Genomic DNA, 15,166 nt, shown 5'->3' on the forward strand with positions numbered 1-15,166 from the left:
TTTTTTCTTGCAAAGTTGGGTTGAGCTGGCTAAATTAGCCAGCCAATCTTTTTTATCGAAGATACATTATTGTTTGAGTATCCTGAAAACGGGCTTTTCAGCACAGTAATGTATATTTTAACTTAGGAGTGCATAGTGGCCCGTATAGCAGGCATTAACATTCCTGATCATAAACATACCGTAATCGCTTTAACATCGATTTTCGGAATCGGCAAAACTCGTTCACAGGCTATCTGTGAAGCAACTGGTATTGCTGAAAATGTTAAGATCAGTGAGCTGTCTGAAGAACAAATCGACAAGCTGCGTGACGAAGTTGCCAAGTATGTGGTAGAAGGTGACCTACGTCGTGAAATTACCCTGAGCATCAAGCGTCTGATGGACCTTGGATGTTACCGTGGTTTACGTCATCGTCGTGGTCTTCCTGTGCGCGGACAGCGTACTAAGACTAACGCTCGTACCCGTAAGGGTCCGCGTAAGCCGATCAAGAAATAAGTCGGGGTACTGAATAATGGCAAAGGCACCAATTCGTGCACGTAAACGTGTAAGAAAACAAGTCTCAGACGGTGTGGCTCATATCCATGCTTCTTTCAACAACACAATCGTTACTATTACTGATCGTCAGGGTAACGCATTAGGTTGGGCAACTGCCGGTGGTTCCGGTTTCCGTGGTTCTCGCAAATCCACTCCGTTTGCAGCTCAGGTTGCAGCAGAGCGTTGCGCAGAAGCCGTGAAAGAATACGGTATCAAGAACCTGGAAGTTATGGTTAAGGGACCGGGTCCGGGTCGCGAATCAACAATTCGTGCTCTGAACGCCGCAGGTTTCCGCATCACAAATATTACTGATGTGACTCCTATCCCTCATAACGGTTGTCGCCCACCGAAAAAACGTCGCGTTTAATACGTTTCGTTTTTAGGACTGTTGGAGAAAGAAAATGGCTAGATATTTGGGTCCTAAGCTCAAGCTGAGCCGTCGCGAAGGAACAGACCTCTTCCTGAAGTCTGGTGTTCGCGCGATTGACACCAAGTGTAAATTAGAACAAGCACCTGGCCAGCACGGCGCGCGTAAACCGCGTCTGTCTGACTACGGTGTTCAGTTACGTGAAAAACAAAAAGTTCGTCGTATTTACGGTGTTCTAGAACGTCAATTCCGTAACTATTACAAAGAAGCAACACGTCTGAAAGGCAACACAGGTGAAAACCTGCTGACTCTGCTGGAAGGCCGTCTTGATAACGTCGTTTACCGTATGGGCTTTGGCGCAACTCGCGCAGAAGCACGTCAAATGGTTAGCCACAAGGCTATCATGGTAAATGGTCGAGTAGTTAATATCGCTTCTTATCAGGTTTCCCCGAATGACGTTATCAGCGTTCGTGAGAAAGCGAAAAAACAGTCTCGTATTAAGGCTGCTTTAGAGCTGGCTGAACAGCGTGAGAAGCCAACTTGGCTGGAAGTTGATGCTGCTAAAATGGAAGGTGTGTTCAAACGTATTCCTGAACGTACTGACCTGTCTGCGGACATTAACGAACACCTGATCGTCGAGCTTTACTCTAAGTAAAGCTTAGCACCAAAGAGAGGACACAATGCAGGGTTCTGTGACAGAGTTTCTAAAACCGCGCCTGGTAGATATCGAGCAAGTGAGTTCGACGCACGCCAAGGTGACCCTTGAGCCTTTAGAGCGTGGCTTCGGTCATACTCTTGGTAACGCACTGCGCCGTATTCTGCTTTCGTCTATGCCGGGTTGTGCGGTGACAGAGGTTGAGATTGATGGTGTACTGCATGAGTACAGCACCAAAGAAGGTGTACAGGAAGATATCCTGGAGATTCTCCTCAACCTGAAAGGGCTGGCGGTAAAAGTTCAGGGGAAAGATGAAGTTATTTTAACCTTGAATAAATCTGGCATTGGCCCTGTGACTGCAGCCGACATCGTCCATGATGGCGATGTCGAAATCGTCAAGCCACAGCACGTTATCTGCCACCTGACAGACGAAAGCGCATCAATCAATATGCGTATCAAAGTTCAGCGTGGTCGTGGTTATGTGCCGGCTTCTGCCCGAGTACATTCGGAAGAAGATGAGCGCCCAATTGGTCGTTTGTTAGTCGATGCTTGCTATAGCCCTGTAGAGCGTATTGCCTACAATGTTGAAGCAGCTCGTGTTGAGCAACGTACTGACTTGGATAAGTTAGTTATCGAAATGGAAACTAACGGTACAATCGATCCTGAAGAGGCGATTCGCCGTGCAGCGACTATCCTGGCTGAACAACTTGAAGCTTTTGTTGACTTACGTGATGTTCGTCAGCCTGAAGTTAAAGAAGAGAAACCAGAGTTCGATCCTATCTTATTGCGCCCAGTTGACGATCTGGAATTGACTGTCCGCTCTGCTAACTGCCTTAAAGCAGAAGCTATCCACTACATCGGTGATCTGGTACAGCGTACTGAAGTTGAGTTGCTTAAAACGCCTAACCTTGGTAAGAAATCTCTTACTGAAATTAAGGACGTCTTGGCATCTCGTGGTCTTTCTCTGGGCATGCGCTTAGAAAATTGGCCACCAGCAAGTATTGCTGATGATTAGGATCACAGGTTAAGGTTTTACTGAGAAGGATAAGGTCATGCGCCATCGTAAGAGTGGTCGTCAATTGAACCGCAACAGCAGCCACCGCCAAGCTATGTTCCGTAACATGGCAGGTTCTTTAGTTCGTCATGAAATCATCAAGACGACTCTGCCTAAAGCGAAAGAACTGCGTCGCGTCGTTGAGCCGCTGATTACTCTTGCCAAGACCGACAGCGTAGCTAATCGTCGTCTGGCATTCGCCCGTACTCGTGATAACGAGATCGTGGCAAAATTGTTTAATGAATTGGGACCTCGCTTTGCAGCGCGTGCGGGCGGTTACACTCGTATTCTTAAGTGTGGCTTCCGTACTGGTGACAATGCTCCGATGGCTTACATCGAGCTTGTTGACCGTGCTGTTGAGTCTCAAGAAGTAGCTGCAGAGTAATCTGTTTGCTATCAAAAAAACCGGGTATATTTGCCCGGTTTTTTTGTACCTGCTATTCTATCTTCCACTGAACATCATCCTTGATTTATTCCATTTAGACCTTATTTAAAGTGGAGTACCCATGAGTATGTATAAAATAGGGCAAATTGCTCGTCTTGCTGATGTTACCCCTGATACGATCCGCTTTTATGAAAAGCAAGGTCTGATGGGGCATAAGCTTAGGACTGAAGGCGGTTATCGCTTGTATACGGATCAAGATCTGCAACGGCTGCGTTTCATCCGTTATGCAAAGCAATTAGGTTTTACTTTGGAAGCGATTACTGAGCTCTTATCGATAAGAGTCGATCCTGAACATCATACATGCCAAGAGTCAAAAAAAATTGTTGATTTGCGTCTGTTTGAAGTTGAAAAAAAGATCCAAGAACTTATTATTATGCGTGATTCTTTGAAGATGCTTAGCTCCGCTTGCTGTGGCGAGGAACACGCAACAACATATTGTTCGATAATGGAGATTCTTGAAAAGGGTGCATCCAAAGTCTATTAGTTGATTACCATTTAGTTTTATTGTTATAGGAAGGTATATACCATGAGCCAATATCAACATAAACGTGGTCAGATAAAAGATAATGCAATTGAAGCATTGTTACACGACCCATTATTTAGGCAACGAGTTGAAAAAAATAAGAAAGGAAAAGGAAGCTATACTCGGAAAGGAAAACATCAAAGAAATGGTAACTGGGAGGCCAGTGGTAATAAGTTATTCTACGTATTACCACTGGCTTTTTAGTTATTACTTTTTATTTTGTTCTTTTAATAAATCACGAATTTCTGATAATAAAACTTCTTCTTTACTCGGTGCCGGTGGCGCTTCAGGTTCTGCTTCTTTTTCGCGACGTACTTTATTCATCACTTTAATTGCCATGAAAATAGCAAATGCGACAATAACAAAATCAAATACCGTTTGAATAAACATACCATAATTAAGAACAACAGCAGGCATATCTCCTTCAGCCGCCCTTAAAATAACACTGAATTGTTTAAAGTCGACCCCGCCAATTAATAAGCCGAGAGGGGGCATAATGACATCAGCTACTAATGAAGAAACAATCTTACCGAATGCTGCACCAATAATGATACCGACAGCCATGTCGACAACATTGCCCTTCATTGCAAATTCACGAAACTCTTTTAAAAAACTCATTTGACCCCCTAATTAAAAACTCTGTTTCATAAAATAAATATTTAGTTAACAAATTATAGTACCTAGATCAATTAAGCTGCAAATGAATCGTCATTTTATTTTTATAAAAAGAAAGGGCTAGGCTGAAATAGTTTTTCAACGTCAGGTACATATTTTTTATCTGTAATAAACATGATGACATGATCACCTTGTTCAATAATATGATAATCACTGGCAATAATAACTTCATCTTCTCTAACTAAAGCACCAATAATTGTTCCCGGTGGAAGCTTAATATCTGAAATTTTCTTTCCTACAACTTTAGATGTATTTTCATCTCCGTGTGCAATTGCCTCAATGGCTTCAGCAACCCCCCTTCTTAATGAGGAAACGCTGACAATATCGGCTTTTCGGACATGACCAAGTAATGCCGAGATTGTTGCTTGCTGTGGTGATACAGCAATATCAATCACCCCTCCTTGAACTAATTCAACATAAGCGGTGCGTTGAATTAAGACCATGGCTTTTTTAGCCCCCATTTTTTTAGCTAACATAGCCGACATGATATTTGCTTCGTCGTCGTTAGTTAGGGCTATGAATACATCCATTTGCTCAATATGCTCTTCGGTTAATAACTCCTGATCAGAAGCATCACCATAAAACACGATCGTATCATGAAGTAGTTCAGCCAGTTCTGTTGCGCGTTGTTGATTACGCTCTATTAGCTTGACGCTATAATCTTTTTCTAGCCGTTTTGCTAAGCCTGCACCAACATTACCGCCACCTACTATCATTAAACGTTTATAAGGTTTTTCTAGACGTTGTAATTCACTCATGACAGCGCGAATATGTTGTGTTGAAGCGACAAAAAATACTTCATCTCCAGCTTCAATGATGGTCGAGCCTTGAGGTCTTATAGGACGATCTTGACGGAATATTGCTACGACTCTGGTATCAATATGTGGCATGTGTTCACGTAAGCTTGATAGAGCATTACCCACGAGTGAACCGCCATAATAGGCTTTAACCGCAACAATACTGACTTTACCTTCGGCAAAATTAACTACTTGGAGTGCGCCAGGGTATTGGATTAGTTTGTAAATATAGTCTATGACTAATTGTTCCGGAGAGATTAAATAATCAATAGGAATTTGTTCAGGTAAAAATAGCTTGTCTGCTTCACGGATATATTCAGTTGCTCTAATACGCGCGATTTTATTCGGGGTATTAAAAAGACTATAGGCAATTTGACATGCGATCATGTTAGTCTCATCTGAATTAGTCACTGCGACTAACATATCTGCATCTTCAGCTCCCGCATCACGGAGTACTCGTGGGTGGGAGCCGTGACCATTGACGACTCTAAGATCAAACTGATCTTGTAATTGACGCAAGCGATCAGCATTCGTGTCAACGACAGTAATATCATTGTTTTCGTCTACTAGATTTTCAGCGAGAGTTCCACCAACTTGTCCTGCACCTAAAATAATGATTTTCATTGAATATTCCTATCTCAGACAAGCCTTATCCAGTTAATTTATTTGCTTTACTAGGCGTGCGTAGAAGAAACCATCACCCCCTGTTTCACTGGGGAGTATTTGTAATCCTGCACTTGTGCCATCATTCAGTTTAGCTTCCGGGTGTTTAGCTAAAAAGTTTTTTATTTGCAGGCTATTCTCTTCGGGCATAACAGAGCAAGTTGCATAGACAAGAGTACCGCCTACTTTTAAATATGGCCAAATAGACTCGAGTATTTTGGCTTGAAGAACGGTGAGCTCATTAATATCAGAATCCCGTCTTAACCATTTTATATCTGGGTGACGTCGAATAACACCGGTTGCTGAACATGGTGCATCAAGCAATATGCGATCAAACAATTTACCCTCAGCCCATTGCTCAGGAGTAGTTCCATCACCTTGAATAACAACAGCATGTTGCTTGAGTCGCGACAAATTTTCGTTTACGCGTTTTAGGCGAGATTCATCAATATCGACAGCCACAACATGCGCTTTTGGTGCTATTTCTAAGATATGAGTTGTCTTACCACCAGGTGCTGCACATAGGTCGAGAATATGTTCATTATTTTGAGGTGCAAGTATTTCGGCACAACCTTGGGCGGAGACATCTTGTACTGTAGACCAGCCATCATCAAAGCCGGGTAGTTTTGCTACTGAAGTTGGTTCAGATAGCCTTAATGCGGAAGGGGGTTTAAGATGTCGCTCAGATGTAATTCCTATTTCTTCCAACAGCTTTTGGTATTGTTCAGCACTATGATGTTGAGCGTTAACCCTCAACCACATAGGTGGACGTTGGTTGTTCGCTTCAACAATGGATTGCCATTCGTTAGGGTATGCGTTTTGCAGTCTTTTTAGTAACCAACTAGGATGTAAATATTGACTATTATGATTTGCGCTACGTTCTTCTAACTGAGCTTGTTGTCTTTGGAATGAACGCAATACACCATTGATAAGCCCTTTTAGTTGAGGACGTTTTAATGCAACGGCTCCATTGACTGTTTCAGCAAGGGCTGCATGAGCTGGAATACGTGTATAGAGTAGCTGATAAATACCAACCATAATGAGGTAGTGTAATGTTCGTTGCTTACCTGTCAGTGGTTTTTCCATTAGTTGGCTAACAAACCATTCAAGTTTAGGCAAATAGCGGAGAACACCAAAACAGATCTCTTGTAATAGAGACTTATCTTTATCGCTAATATTTTTTTGTAATTCAGGTAGTACCGTACTTAGGGATTGGCCTTTGTCAATGACTTGACCAATGGCTATTGCTGCGATGCTACGCAAGTTATATGTATTCTTCATAAATGAGGGTGAGTCTATTCGTCACGAAATAAATTTGCCTGAATATATTATCAGGCAAATTTATTGGTGTTTTAATTAAGTAGTGTTCCAGGAGCGAACCATTCACGGCGAGAGTTTAATAGATCTTGTGCTGCCATGGCTTTTTTACCTGGAGGCTGTAATTGAACGATATTCAATTTTCCGCTAGCAGTGGCGACACATATACCATTTTTATCGGCGCTAATAATCGTACCTGGTTTTTCACTGTGATTTTCTGAAATCACTTCAGCCTGCCAAACTTTTATCAGTTGATCTTGAACCATAAAATAGCTCATAGGCCAAGGATTAAACGCTCTAACACAACGCTCTATCTGCTCTGCTGATAATTGCCAATCAATACGCGCTTCTTCTTTAGATAATTTCTCTGCATAATTTGCTAAGGAATCGTCCTGTTTTTCAGGAAGGCATTGTTGGCTAGATATCAGGTCTAAGGTGTGTATTAGGGCTTCTGGACCAATAACAGCCAATTTTTGATAGAGTGTTGCGCTAGTATCTTCTGGCAGGATAGGGCATTTCGCTTTATAGAGCATATCACCGGTATCTAAGCCTTCATCCATTTGCATAATCGTGACGCCCGTTTCAGCATCACCCGCCCAAATAGAACGTTGAATAGGAGCAGCCCCACGCCAGCGAGGTAGTAGTGAGCCGTGGACATTTAGGCAACCTAAACGGGGGATATCTAAAACGGCTTTTGGCAAAATAAAGCCATAAGCAACAACAATCATCAAATCAGCATTTTGCTCTTTGATCCATTGATGGTTTTCTTCCTTTTTCAGTGTAGTAGGCTGAAAAACGGGAATATTATTTTCTTGCGCTAATACTTTTACAGGGCTAGGTGTCAGCTTCTTTCCTCTTCCCGCGGGCTTATCTGGTGGAGTGAGGACACCTACAACCTGATGTTTAGTGTTAAGCAAAGCAGCTAAATGACCAGCAGCAAAATCAGGTGTACCTGCAAAGATAATTTTTAATGATTCTGACACGTTTATGTTCCCTGTATAAATCTATCTATTTAGCTATTTTGGCTTCTTTAGCTCTCATTCTATCCAACTTTTCAACTTTTTGGCGGATACGTTGGCGTTTTAATGGAGAGAGATAATCGACAAATAGTTTCCCAACAAGGTGATCCATCTCATGTTGAATACAAATAGCGAGTAAGCCATCGGCCTCAAGTTCAAACGTTTCGCCATTATAGTCGAGAGCTCGAATTTTAACGTTTTCGGCTCTTGGGACAAATCCATGCTGTTCAGGAATGGAGAGACAGCCTTCCTCTATACCTGTTTCACCTGATTTGTCGAGTAATTCAGGATTGATCAATACCAGTCGTTCATCACGCGTTTCGGAAACATCAATAACGATGATCCGCTGATGAATATCAACTTGGGTCGCAGCAAGACCGATACCTTCTTCTTCATACATCGTTTCGAACATATCATCGATAATACGTTGAATTTCGGCATCTACTTTTTCTACTGGCTTAGCAATAGTGCGTAAGCGTTCGTCTGGGTAATGTAATACGTTTAATACTGACATAAATTTTTTCGAGCAGCGTCCAAAAAAGTGAATAAGAATTAATGCCTATTCTAGACATTTATTGGTCATATTGACAGTATTGGTGATGATTTGTTCATTGATGAACTCATTTATTATAACGTCAGGAAGATGCGATGGATTCTCAAGAAATATGGTTAAGAATGTCTCAAGTCAGCCGGTTATCACCGCATAAGGCATTAAGAATAATTAACAAGCTACTCTTATTAGAGAAAGTTAGTCTGCCTATCTTACGAGAATGTGGGCTGAATGAGTTGCAATGCTTACAGTTTCAACATTTTTCCTCGACCAAGTTAACTCAAACGATTAAATGGTTGGAAAAAGAAGAGCACCAGCTGATCACCTTTTATGATTCACACTATCCCCTTTTGCTAAAACAAATCTCGAATTTTCCGCTGGTGTTGTTTGTCATCGGGCAAAGGGAATTAATTGCAACTGCACAGATTGCAATCGTTGGCAGCCGCCAAACGAGTGCTTACGGCCGTAAATGGGCTGAGCTGTTTGCCAAAGAATTTACACGTTATGGTTTAACGATTACGAGTGGGCTAGCCTTTGGAATCGATGTTGTTAGTCATCGGGCGGCATTAAATGAAAAAGGGAAAACAATCGCTGTTTTAGGTAGTGGACTCGCAAATATCTACCCCAAGCAACATATTTTTTTGGCGGAAAAAATAAAAGAAGAAGGCGCATTAATTTCTGAATATTTACCTCATACACCGCCACTCCCTAAGCAATTTCCTCGGCGTAATCGAATCATTAGTGGTTTAAGTAAAGCCACCGTTGTTATTGAGGCAGGTATGAAAAGTGGTTCATTGATAACAGCACGCTATGCTATTGAACAAAATAGAGATCTTTTTACGATACCCGCACCGTTAGGAGATCCCGCTTTCAGTGGCAATCATTGGTTATTGCAGCAAGGCGCGTATTTATTAGTTGATCCCGAAGATATTAAACCTCATCTAGAGGCCGGACTGAATTGGTTGCCTGTCGAATCGTTAATTAAAGAAGAAATTAATTCTGAATTTAATCTGACAGAAAACAAAATATTGAGTATGGTTGAGTATCATCCTTTACCCGCAGATGTTATTGCTGAGCGCGCACAACAGCCCATAACAGAAGTGACTTCTATTTTGACTGAATTAGAAATAGATGGTGTGATCGCTTCAGTTGCTGGTGGATATATAAAATTAAGTTAGTTGGCTAAGAGAAAATCATGTCAAAGCAATTGCCTTTTGAAACAGAAAAAAATGAACATTGCCCTGAATGCGGTGCGGTATTGGTTATTCGTAATGGTGCACATGGACCTTTTTTTGCGTGTTCTTCATATCCGCAGTGCCATTATATCAAACCTATGCGCCCTTCAGCAGAAAGCCATGTAATAAAGGTATTAGAAGGACAGGCATGCCCTCAATGTGGTTATGATCTCGTTTTGAAACAAGGGCGATTTGGTATGTTTATTGGGTGTAGTCACTACCCTGAATGTGAGCATATAGAATTAATTGATAAGCCAGATGAAACGAAAGTTTCTTGCCCTCAGTGTCAAACAGGGCATCTGTTGCAACGTAAGTCTAGGTTTGGTAAGACATTTTATGCTTGCGATAGCTATCCATCCTGCCAATTTATTCTTAATAACAAGCCCGTATCTGGCGAGTGTGAGCATTGTCATTATCCATTACTTATGGAAAAAAGGGGTGCTCAAGGAGTAAGATTATTTTGTGCCAGTAAACGATGTGGTAAACCACAGAAAGAATAATGAGTTAAAAAGATGCAAAATAAATCTACACCTGCAATTGAAAATATTATCACAGCCCTTAATAAAGGGGATGTTATCGCTTATCCCACAGAGGCTGTTTTTGGACTTGGCTGTGACCCCGATAGTGAACAAGCGGTCAATAAATTACTTGAATTGAAACAACGTCCTTGGGAAAAAGGGTTGATTCTCATTGCTGATAATTATGAGCAATTGAAAAGTTACGTTGATGATAGTCAGCTAACAGATGAACAAAAACAGGTCATGTTTGAAAGCTGGCCTGGCCCCGTTACGTGGGTTATCCCAGCGAAGCCATCTACACCTAAATGGTTAACGGGTCGCTTTGATACTTTGGCGGTAAGGGTGACTGACCATAAGTTAGTAAAAGCACTTTGCCGAGAATATGGAAAACCATTGGTATCAACGAGCGCAAATTTGAGTGGAAAGGAGCCTTGTAGAACGACCCATGAAGTTATAGAGCAGTTTGCGGGAAGTATCCCTGTACTGGATGGGGCTGTAGGTGGACGTCAAAACCCATCAGAAATTCGTGATGCTAAAACTGGGCAATTATACCGAAAAGGATAACTATTTTATGGATAAGTATGCCGTCTTTGGCCATCCGATTGCACATAGTAAATCTCCTATCATTCATCAGATGTTTGCTCAACAAACAGGGATCTCGTTGGAGTATGAACGTATTCTGGCTCCGATAGATGAATTTGAGCAACAACTCTCTGAGTTTTTTGCTCAAGGAGGAAAAGGAGCGAATATCACTCTTCCTTTTAAAGAAAGAGCACATCACATGATGTCAGAACTAACAGAACGGGCTCAATCATGTGGTGCTGTCAATACGGTCATGAAACTTGATGACCATCGGTTCTTAGGTGATAACACGGATGGTGTAGGTCTATTATTAGACCTGCAACGGCTGAAGTTTATTCGTACGGATAGTAAAATATTAATGATTGGTGCTGGTGGCGCAACTCGCGGAGCGCTGTTACCACTTTTGGAATTTGGGTGTGAAATAACGCTAACAAATAGAACTTTCTCTAAAGCGAAAACATTAGTAAACCAATTTGCAAGTTTTGGAACAATTACCGCACAGCCGATCGATGAGATCAAAACTGCGACTTTTGATCTTATCATCAACGCAACATCTTCTGGCGTTAGTGGGGAAATTCCTGAACTTAATCCTGCGGTATTTTCTAAGCAAGTCGCTTGTTATGACATGTTCTATCAACAATCATTAACGCCATTTTTATCTTTTGCGAAAGCTTATAATGTTGAACAGCTTGCTGACGGCTTGGGAATGCTCGTTGGGCAAGCCGCTTTTGCCTTTAAGTTATGGCATGGTGTACTGCCAGATATGGAACCAGTCTTGTATGCGTTACAGAAGGAATTGAAAAAATGAATCAAGCAATTCAATTCCCAGATAGAGAAGAATGGGATGTAATGACTGGAAAGGTACGATTTCCAGTATTAATTAATGGAATGTTAGCGCATTGCGTCATATCGGGCAGGTTACTATATAAAAGATATGGGATGGGAGCCGAACCATTAGCATTATTTCAAACTCACCGTTGGGATATAGAAGAAGAGTTTGAGGTCTTGATCGCTCAAGACCTTTTAGACAATGGTAATGATTACTCTTTGCCTGATGATAAGTAGTCATTTTTCCATTGAACATAGTTATTAGCGGAATAGCGCAAATGCTCCAACTCCCCTTCAGTCAGTTTGCGGGCCGCTTTTGCTGGGCTACCGACATATAGGTAGCCACTTTCGAGTTTTTTACCTTGGGTAACTAAACTGTTAGCACCTATAACAACGTCATCCGCAATAATTGCACCATCTAATACAATCGACCCCATTCCAACTAAAACGCGATCCCCAATGGTACAGCCATGCAGCATCACTTTATGGCCGACAGTGACATCTTCACCGATAATTAACGGGTTACCGTCAGGGTTGTGTTTTGACTTATGGGTAACATGTAAGACTGAACCATCTTGTATATTCGTGCGAGATCCAATTTCAATATAATTCACATCACCACGTAATACAGACAGAGGCCAAATACTTACATCATCGGCTAAGCGAACATCTCCGATAACAACAGCGGAAGGATCGATAAATACGTCAGTGCCAGTAGTTGGGTAAATACCTAAATAAGGTCTTAAATGTTTATTCATAGCAGTCGCCATAGTCAATAAATGGTAGTGTTAAAAGCATAGTTAATATGTATACATACAATGAAGATGTTTAATCTGCAAAAGGTAAAGTATTCAAAGTATCTTTTCGTTGTCTATTTCAGCATCATATTGCTAGAAAAAAAAACATAATGATGATTTTATCTTCAAACAGTATTTTTTTTCAAAAAAAGGGTTGCCAGAATTTTCTGACTCCCTATAATGCGCATCCGTTGTCACGACAAACCGCTTCGGTGGTCAGGTTGAAAAAGAAACCCTCGTGATGACTGAGGTGAAAAAGAGAGAAAAAGTTGAAAATAATCACTTGACTTTCTGACAGAAAAACGTAGTATACGACACCTCGCGACAACAACCTAAACGGTTAATATCGAAAGATAAAGTCGCAACGCTCTTTAACAATTTATCAGACAATCTGTGTGGGCACTCACAGGACACTATCAAAAAAATATTTGATTTTAAGTCTTGAAGAGTGACTAACACGTTAATTCATATATGAAAGAATGTAGTCAGTTTAATTCTTTGAGCATCAAACACTTTTAATTGAAGAGTTTGATCATGGCTCAGATTGAACGCTGGCGGCAGGCCTAACACATGCAAGTCGAGCGGTAACAGGGGAAGCTTGCTTCTCGCTGACGAGCGGCGGACGGGTGAGTAATGTATGGGGATCTGCCCGATAGAGGGGGATAACTACTGGAAACGGTGGCTAATACCGCATAATCTCTAAGGAGCAAAGCAGGGGACCTTCGGGCCTTGCGCTATCGGATGAACCCATATGGGATTAGCTAGTAGGTGGGGTAATGGCTCACCTAGGCGACGATCCCTAGCTGGTCTGAGAGGATGATCAGCCACACTGGGACTGAGACACGGCCCAGACTCCTACGGGAGGCAGCAGTGGGGAATATTGCACAATGGGCGCAAGCCTGATGCAGCCATGCCGCGTGTATGAAGAAGGCCCTAGGGTTGTAAAGTACTTTCAGTCGGGAGGAAGGCGTTGATGCTAATATCATCAACGATTGACGTTACCGACAGAAGAAGCACCGGCTAACTCCGTGCCAGCAGCCGCGGTAATACGGAGGGTGCAAGCGTTAATCGGAATTACTGGGCGTAAAGCGCACGCAGGCGGTTGATTAAGTTAGATGTGAAATCCCCGGGCTTAACCTGGGAATGGCATCTAAGACTGGTCAGCTAGAGTCTTGTAGAGGGGGGTAGAATTCCATGTGTAGCGGTGAAATGCGTAGAGATGTGGAGGAATACCGGTGGCGAAGGCGGCCCCCTGGACAAAGACTGACGCTCAGGTGCGAAAGCGTGGGGAGCAAACAGGATTAGATACCCTGGTAGTCCACGCTGTAAACGATGTCGATTTGGAGGTTGTGCCCTTGAGGCGTGGCTTCCGGAGCTAACGCGTTAAATCGACCGCCTGGGGAGTACGGCCGCAAGGTTAAAACTCAAATGAATTGACGGGGGCCCGCACAAGCGGTGGAGCATGTGGTTTAATTCGATGCAACGCGAAGAACCTTACCTACTCTTGACATCCAGAGAACTTAGCAGAGATGCTTTGGTGCCTTCGGGAACTCTGAGACAGGTGCTGCATGGCTGTCGTCAGCTCGTGTTGTGAAATGTTGGGTTAAGTCCCGCAACGAGCGCAACCCTTATCCTTTGTTGCCAGCGATTCGGTCGGGAACTCAAAGGAGACTGCCGGTGATAAACCGGAGGAAGGTGGGGATGACGTCAAGTCATCATGGCCCTTACGAGTAGGGCTACACACGTGCTACAATGGCGTATACAAAGAGAAGCGACCTCGCGAGAGCAAGCGGAACTCATAAAGTACGTCGTAGTCCGGATTGGAGTCTGCAACTCGACTCCATGAAGTCGGAATCGCTAGTAATCGTAGATCAGAATGCTACGGTGAATACGTTCCCGGGCCTTGTACACACCGCCCGTCACACCATGGGAGTGGGTTGCAAAAGAAGTAGGTAGCTTAACCTTCGGGAGGGCGCTTACCACTTTGTGATCCATGACTGGGGTGAAGTCGTAACAAGGTAACCGTAGGGGAACCTGCGGTTGGATCACCTCCTTACCATTGAAGTGTTTTGTGAAGTGTTCACACAGATTGTCTGATGAAAAGTAGAGCAATAGGCTATACGTGGGAGACTTACCACAGGGTAAGACTTGCATGAAATAGGCCACAACATGGTTGTGCAATATTTCGTGTCCCCTTCGTCTAGAGGCCTAGGACACCGCCCTTTCACGGCGGTAACAGGGGTTCGAATCCCCTAGGGGACGCCAATTGCGCCGATATCGAGTGAAAGACGATGTCCTCAATAATGATTAAACTAATTCACTGAGTTAGTTTAACAATTATGCTCTTTAACAATCTGGAACAAGCTGAAAATTGAAACAACGCACATTGTTTATCGCTTAAACAATGTGAGAGTCTCTCAAAATTTCAAACCTGAAATTTTCGGTCATTCAAACGAGTGGCATGAGCGAGCAGTGTGAAATTCGCGGCGTAGGAGCGCAGTCAGCGCAGCGTACATGGGTACGTGAGCATGACGAGCACCGCGCAACAAAGAATTTCACCACGCACAGCCATGACAGTTAGGTGATCGTTGAAACAATTTCGGGTTGTGA

18 protein-coding genes, 1 tRNA gene and 1 rRNA gene are annotated in these 15,166 nt (G+C 42.8%); 14 read left to right on the top strand and 6 right to left on the bottom strand.

All coding sequences use genetic code 11. From position 1 onward, the window contains the following. The first annotated feature begins 135 nt into the window (after positions 1-135). The 7 genes from rpsM (at position 136) to O7C57_RS01235 (ending at position 3,779) form a co-directional block, all read left to right on the top strand. Positions 136-492: a 30S ribosomal protein S13 gene (gene rpsM, locus O7C57_RS01205; RefSeq protein ID WP_004907144.1), complete on the top strand. Its 357-nt coding sequence runs from the start codon at positions 136-138 to the stop codon at positions 490-492. Between the two features lie 16 nt (positions 493-508). Beyond that, a complete protein-coding gene (gene rpsK / locus O7C57_RS01210; RefSeq protein ID WP_002919257.1) occupies positions 509-898 on the top strand; it encodes a 30S ribosomal protein S11 in 390 nt (129 codons plus the stop codon). Between the two features lie 34 nt (positions 899-932). Next, a complete protein-coding gene (rpsD, locus tag O7C57_RS01215; RefSeq protein WP_004265487.1) occupies positions 933-1,553 on the top strand; it encodes a 30S ribosomal protein S4 in 621 nt (206 codons plus the stop codon). A gap of 25 nt (positions 1,554-1,578) precedes the next feature. Then, positions 1,579-2,568, top strand: a complete 990-nt coding sequence (locus tag O7C57_RS01220; RefSeq protein ID WP_004926425.1) for a DNA-directed RNA polymerase subunit alpha — start codon at positions 1,579-1,581, stop codon at positions 2,566-2,568. Between the two features lie 37 nt (positions 2,569-2,605). After that, positions 2,606-2,992 (top strand): 50S ribosomal protein L17, encoded by a 387-nt coding sequence (rplQ, locus tag O7C57_RS01225; protein ID WP_154624952.1) that lies wholly within the window; start codon positions 2,606-2,608, stop codon positions 2,990-2,992. 127 nt (positions 2,993-3,119) lie between these two features. Further along, positions 3,120-3,536: a Zn(2+)-responsive transcriptional regulator gene (gene zntR / locus O7C57_RS01230; RefSeq protein WP_154624961.1), complete on the top strand. Its 417-nt coding sequence runs from the start codon at positions 3,120-3,122 to the stop codon at positions 3,534-3,536. Positions 3,537-3,578: 42 nt separating this feature from the next. Then, positions 3,579-3,779 (top strand): alternative ribosome-rescue factor A, encoded by a 201-nt coding sequence (locus O7C57_RS01235; protein WP_167520927.1) that lies wholly within the window; start codon positions 3,579-3,581, stop codon positions 3,777-3,779. Positions 3,780-3,782: 3 nt separating this feature from the next. Here the strand turns inward: O7C57_RS01235 and mscL are convergent, their stop codons facing one another. The 5 genes from mscL to def form a co-directional block, all read right to left on the bottom strand. Further along, positions 3,783-4,193: a large-conductance mechanosensitive channel protein MscL gene (mscL, locus tag O7C57_RS01240; RefSeq protein WP_154624951.1), complete on the bottom strand. Its 411-nt coding sequence runs from the start codon at positions 4,191-4,193 to the stop codon at positions 3,783-3,785. 101 nt (positions 4,194-4,294) lie between these two features. Beyond that, positions 4,295-5,671, bottom strand: a complete 1,377-nt coding sequence (trkA, locus tag O7C57_RS01245; RefSeq protein ID WP_154622880.1) for a Trk system potassium transporter TrkA — start codon at positions 5,669-5,671, stop codon at positions 4,295-4,297. 33 nt (positions 5,672-5,704) lie between these two features. Next, positions 5,705-6,991 (bottom strand): 16S rRNA (cytosine(967)-C(5))-methyltransferase RsmB, encoded by a 1,287-nt coding sequence (rsmB, locus tag O7C57_RS01250; protein WP_269723519.1) that lies wholly within the window; start codon positions 6,989-6,991, stop codon positions 5,705-5,707. Positions 6,992-7,062: 71 nt separating this feature from the next. Then, complete coding sequence (gene fmt, locus O7C57_RS01255) at positions 7,063-8,010, bottom strand: methionyl-tRNA formyltransferase (RefSeq protein WP_163863310.1); 948 nt, start codon at positions 8,008-8,010, stop codon at positions 7,063-7,065. A 25-nt stretch (positions 8,011-8,035) separates the two neighbouring features. After that, positions 8,036-8,560, bottom strand: coding sequence for a peptide deformylase (gene def, locus O7C57_RS01260; RefSeq protein ID WP_163863309.1), 525 nt, complete (start codon positions 8,558-8,560; stop codon positions 8,036-8,038). A gap of 134 nt (positions 8,561-8,694) precedes the next feature. On the opposite strand from def, the gene dprA reads away from it, so the two are divergent. The 5 genes from dprA to O7C57_RS01285 are packed head-to-tail and all read left to right on the top strand — an operon-like array spanning position 8,695 to position 11,996. Beyond that, the gene (gene dprA, locus O7C57_RS01265) at positions 8,695-9,774 is read left to right on the top strand and encodes a DNA-processing protein DprA (protein ID WP_154622877.1); all 1,080 of its coding nucleotides are present in this window, start codon (positions 8,695-8,697) and stop codon (positions 9,772-9,774) included. Between the two features lie 17 nt (positions 9,775-9,791). Continuing rightward, positions 9,792-10,331, top strand: a complete 540-nt coding sequence (locus O7C57_RS01270) for a DNA topoisomerase family protein (RefSeq protein WP_154622876.1) — start codon at positions 9,792-9,794, stop codon at positions 10,329-10,331. 12 nt (positions 10,332-10,343) lie between these two features. Continuing rightward, on the top strand, positions 10,344-10,913 hold the full coding sequence (gene tsaC, locus O7C57_RS01275; protein ID WP_154622875.1) for an L-threonylcarbamoyladenylate synthase type 1 TsaC: 570 nt from the start codon (positions 10,344-10,346) through the stop codon (positions 10,911-10,913). Positions 10,914-10,920: 7 nt separating this feature from the next. Beyond that, complete coding sequence (aroE, locus tag O7C57_RS01280) at positions 10,921-11,739, top strand: shikimate dehydrogenase (RefSeq protein WP_269723520.1); 819 nt, start codon at positions 10,921-10,923, stop codon at positions 11,737-11,739. Then, positions 11,736-11,996, top strand: a complete 261-nt coding sequence (locus O7C57_RS01285) for a DUF1488 domain-containing protein (protein ID WP_154622873.1) — start codon at positions 11,736-11,738, stop codon at positions 11,994-11,996. Before aroE ends, O7C57_RS01285 begins: the two co-directional genes overlap by 4 nt. Here O7C57_RS01285 and O7C57_RS01290 read toward each other — a convergent pair. Further along, on the bottom strand, positions 11,972-12,517 hold the full coding sequence (locus O7C57_RS01290) for a gamma carbonic anhydrase family protein (protein ID WP_154622872.1): 546 nt from the start codon (positions 12,515-12,517) through the stop codon (positions 11,972-11,974). The two genes, O7C57_RS01285 and O7C57_RS01290, sit on opposite strands and share 25 nt — an antisense overlap. Positions 12,518-13,072: 555 nt before the next feature. Between O7C57_RS01290 and O7C57_RS01295 the strand changes: the two genes are divergently transcribed. Continuing rightward, positions 13,073-14,612, top strand: a 16S ribosomal RNA gene (locus tag O7C57_RS01295). Between the two features lie 133 nt (positions 14,613-14,745). Then, positions 14,746-14,821 (top strand) — tRNA-Glu (locus tag O7C57_RS01300). Positions 14,822-15,166 lie beyond the last annotated feature (345 nt).

It is taken from the genome of Providencia sp. 21OH12SH02B-Prov (genome assembly GCF_027362595.1).
Classification (GTDB): domain Bacteria; phylum Pseudomonadota; class Gammaproteobacteria; order Enterobacterales; family Enterobacteriaceae; genus Providencia; species Providencia zhejiangensis.

Coding starts and splice junctions, on each gene's coding strand:
- rpsK (WP_002919257.1), top strand. CDS start 509: ATGGCAAAGGCACCAATTCGTGCACGTAAACGTGTAAGAAAACAAGTC.
- rpsD (WP_004265487.1), top strand. CDS start 933: ATGGCTAGATATTTGGGTCCTAAGCTCAAGCTGAGCCGTCGCGAAGGA.
- O7C57_RS01220 (WP_004926425.1), top strand. CDS start 1,579: ATGCAGGGTTCTGTGACAGAGTTTCTAAAACCGCGCCTGGTAGATATC.
- rplQ (WP_154624952.1), top strand. CDS start 2,606: ATGCGCCATCGTAAGAGTGGTCGTCAATTGAACCGCAACAGCAGCCAC.
- zntR (WP_154624961.1), top strand. CDS start 3,120: ATGTATAAAATAGGGCAAATTGCTCGTCTTGCTGATGTTACCCCTGAT.
- O7C57_RS01235 (WP_167520927.1), top strand. CDS start 3,579: ATGAGCCAATATCAACATAAACGTGGTCAGATAAAAGATAATGCAATT.
- mscL (WP_154624951.1), bottom strand. CDS start 4,193: ATGAGTTTTTTAAAAGAGTTTCGTGAATTTGCAATGAAGGGCAATGTT.
- trkA (WP_154622880.1), bottom strand. CDS start 5,671: ATGAAAATCATTATTTTAGGTGCAGGACAAGTTGGTGGAACTCTCGCT.
- rsmB (WP_269723519.1), bottom strand. CDS start 6,991: ATGAAGAATACATATAACTTGCGTAGCATCGCAGCAATAGCCATTGGT.
- def (WP_163863309.1), bottom strand. CDS start 8,560: ATGTCAGTATTAAACGTATTACATTACCCAGACGAACGCTTACGCACT.
- dprA (WP_154622877.1), top strand. CDS start 8,695: ATGGATTCTCAAGAAATATGGTTAAGAATGTCTCAAGTCAGCCGGTTA.
- O7C57_RS01270 (WP_154622876.1), top strand. CDS start 9,792: ATGTCAAAGCAATTGCCTTTTGAAACAGAAAAAAATGAACATTGCCCT.
- tsaC (WP_154622875.1), top strand. CDS start 10,344: ATGCAAAATAAATCTACACCTGCAATTGAAAATATTATCACAGCCCTT.
- aroE (WP_269723520.1), top strand. CDS start 10,921: ATGGATAAGTATGCCGTCTTTGGCCATCCGATTGCACATAGTAAATCT.
- O7C57_RS01285 (WP_154622873.1), top strand. CDS start 11,736: ATGAATCAAGCAATTCAATTCCCAGATAGAGAAGAATGGGATGTAATG.
- O7C57_RS01290 (WP_154622872.1), bottom strand. CDS start 12,517: ATGAATAAACATTTAAGACCTTATTTAGGTATTTACCCAACTACTGGC.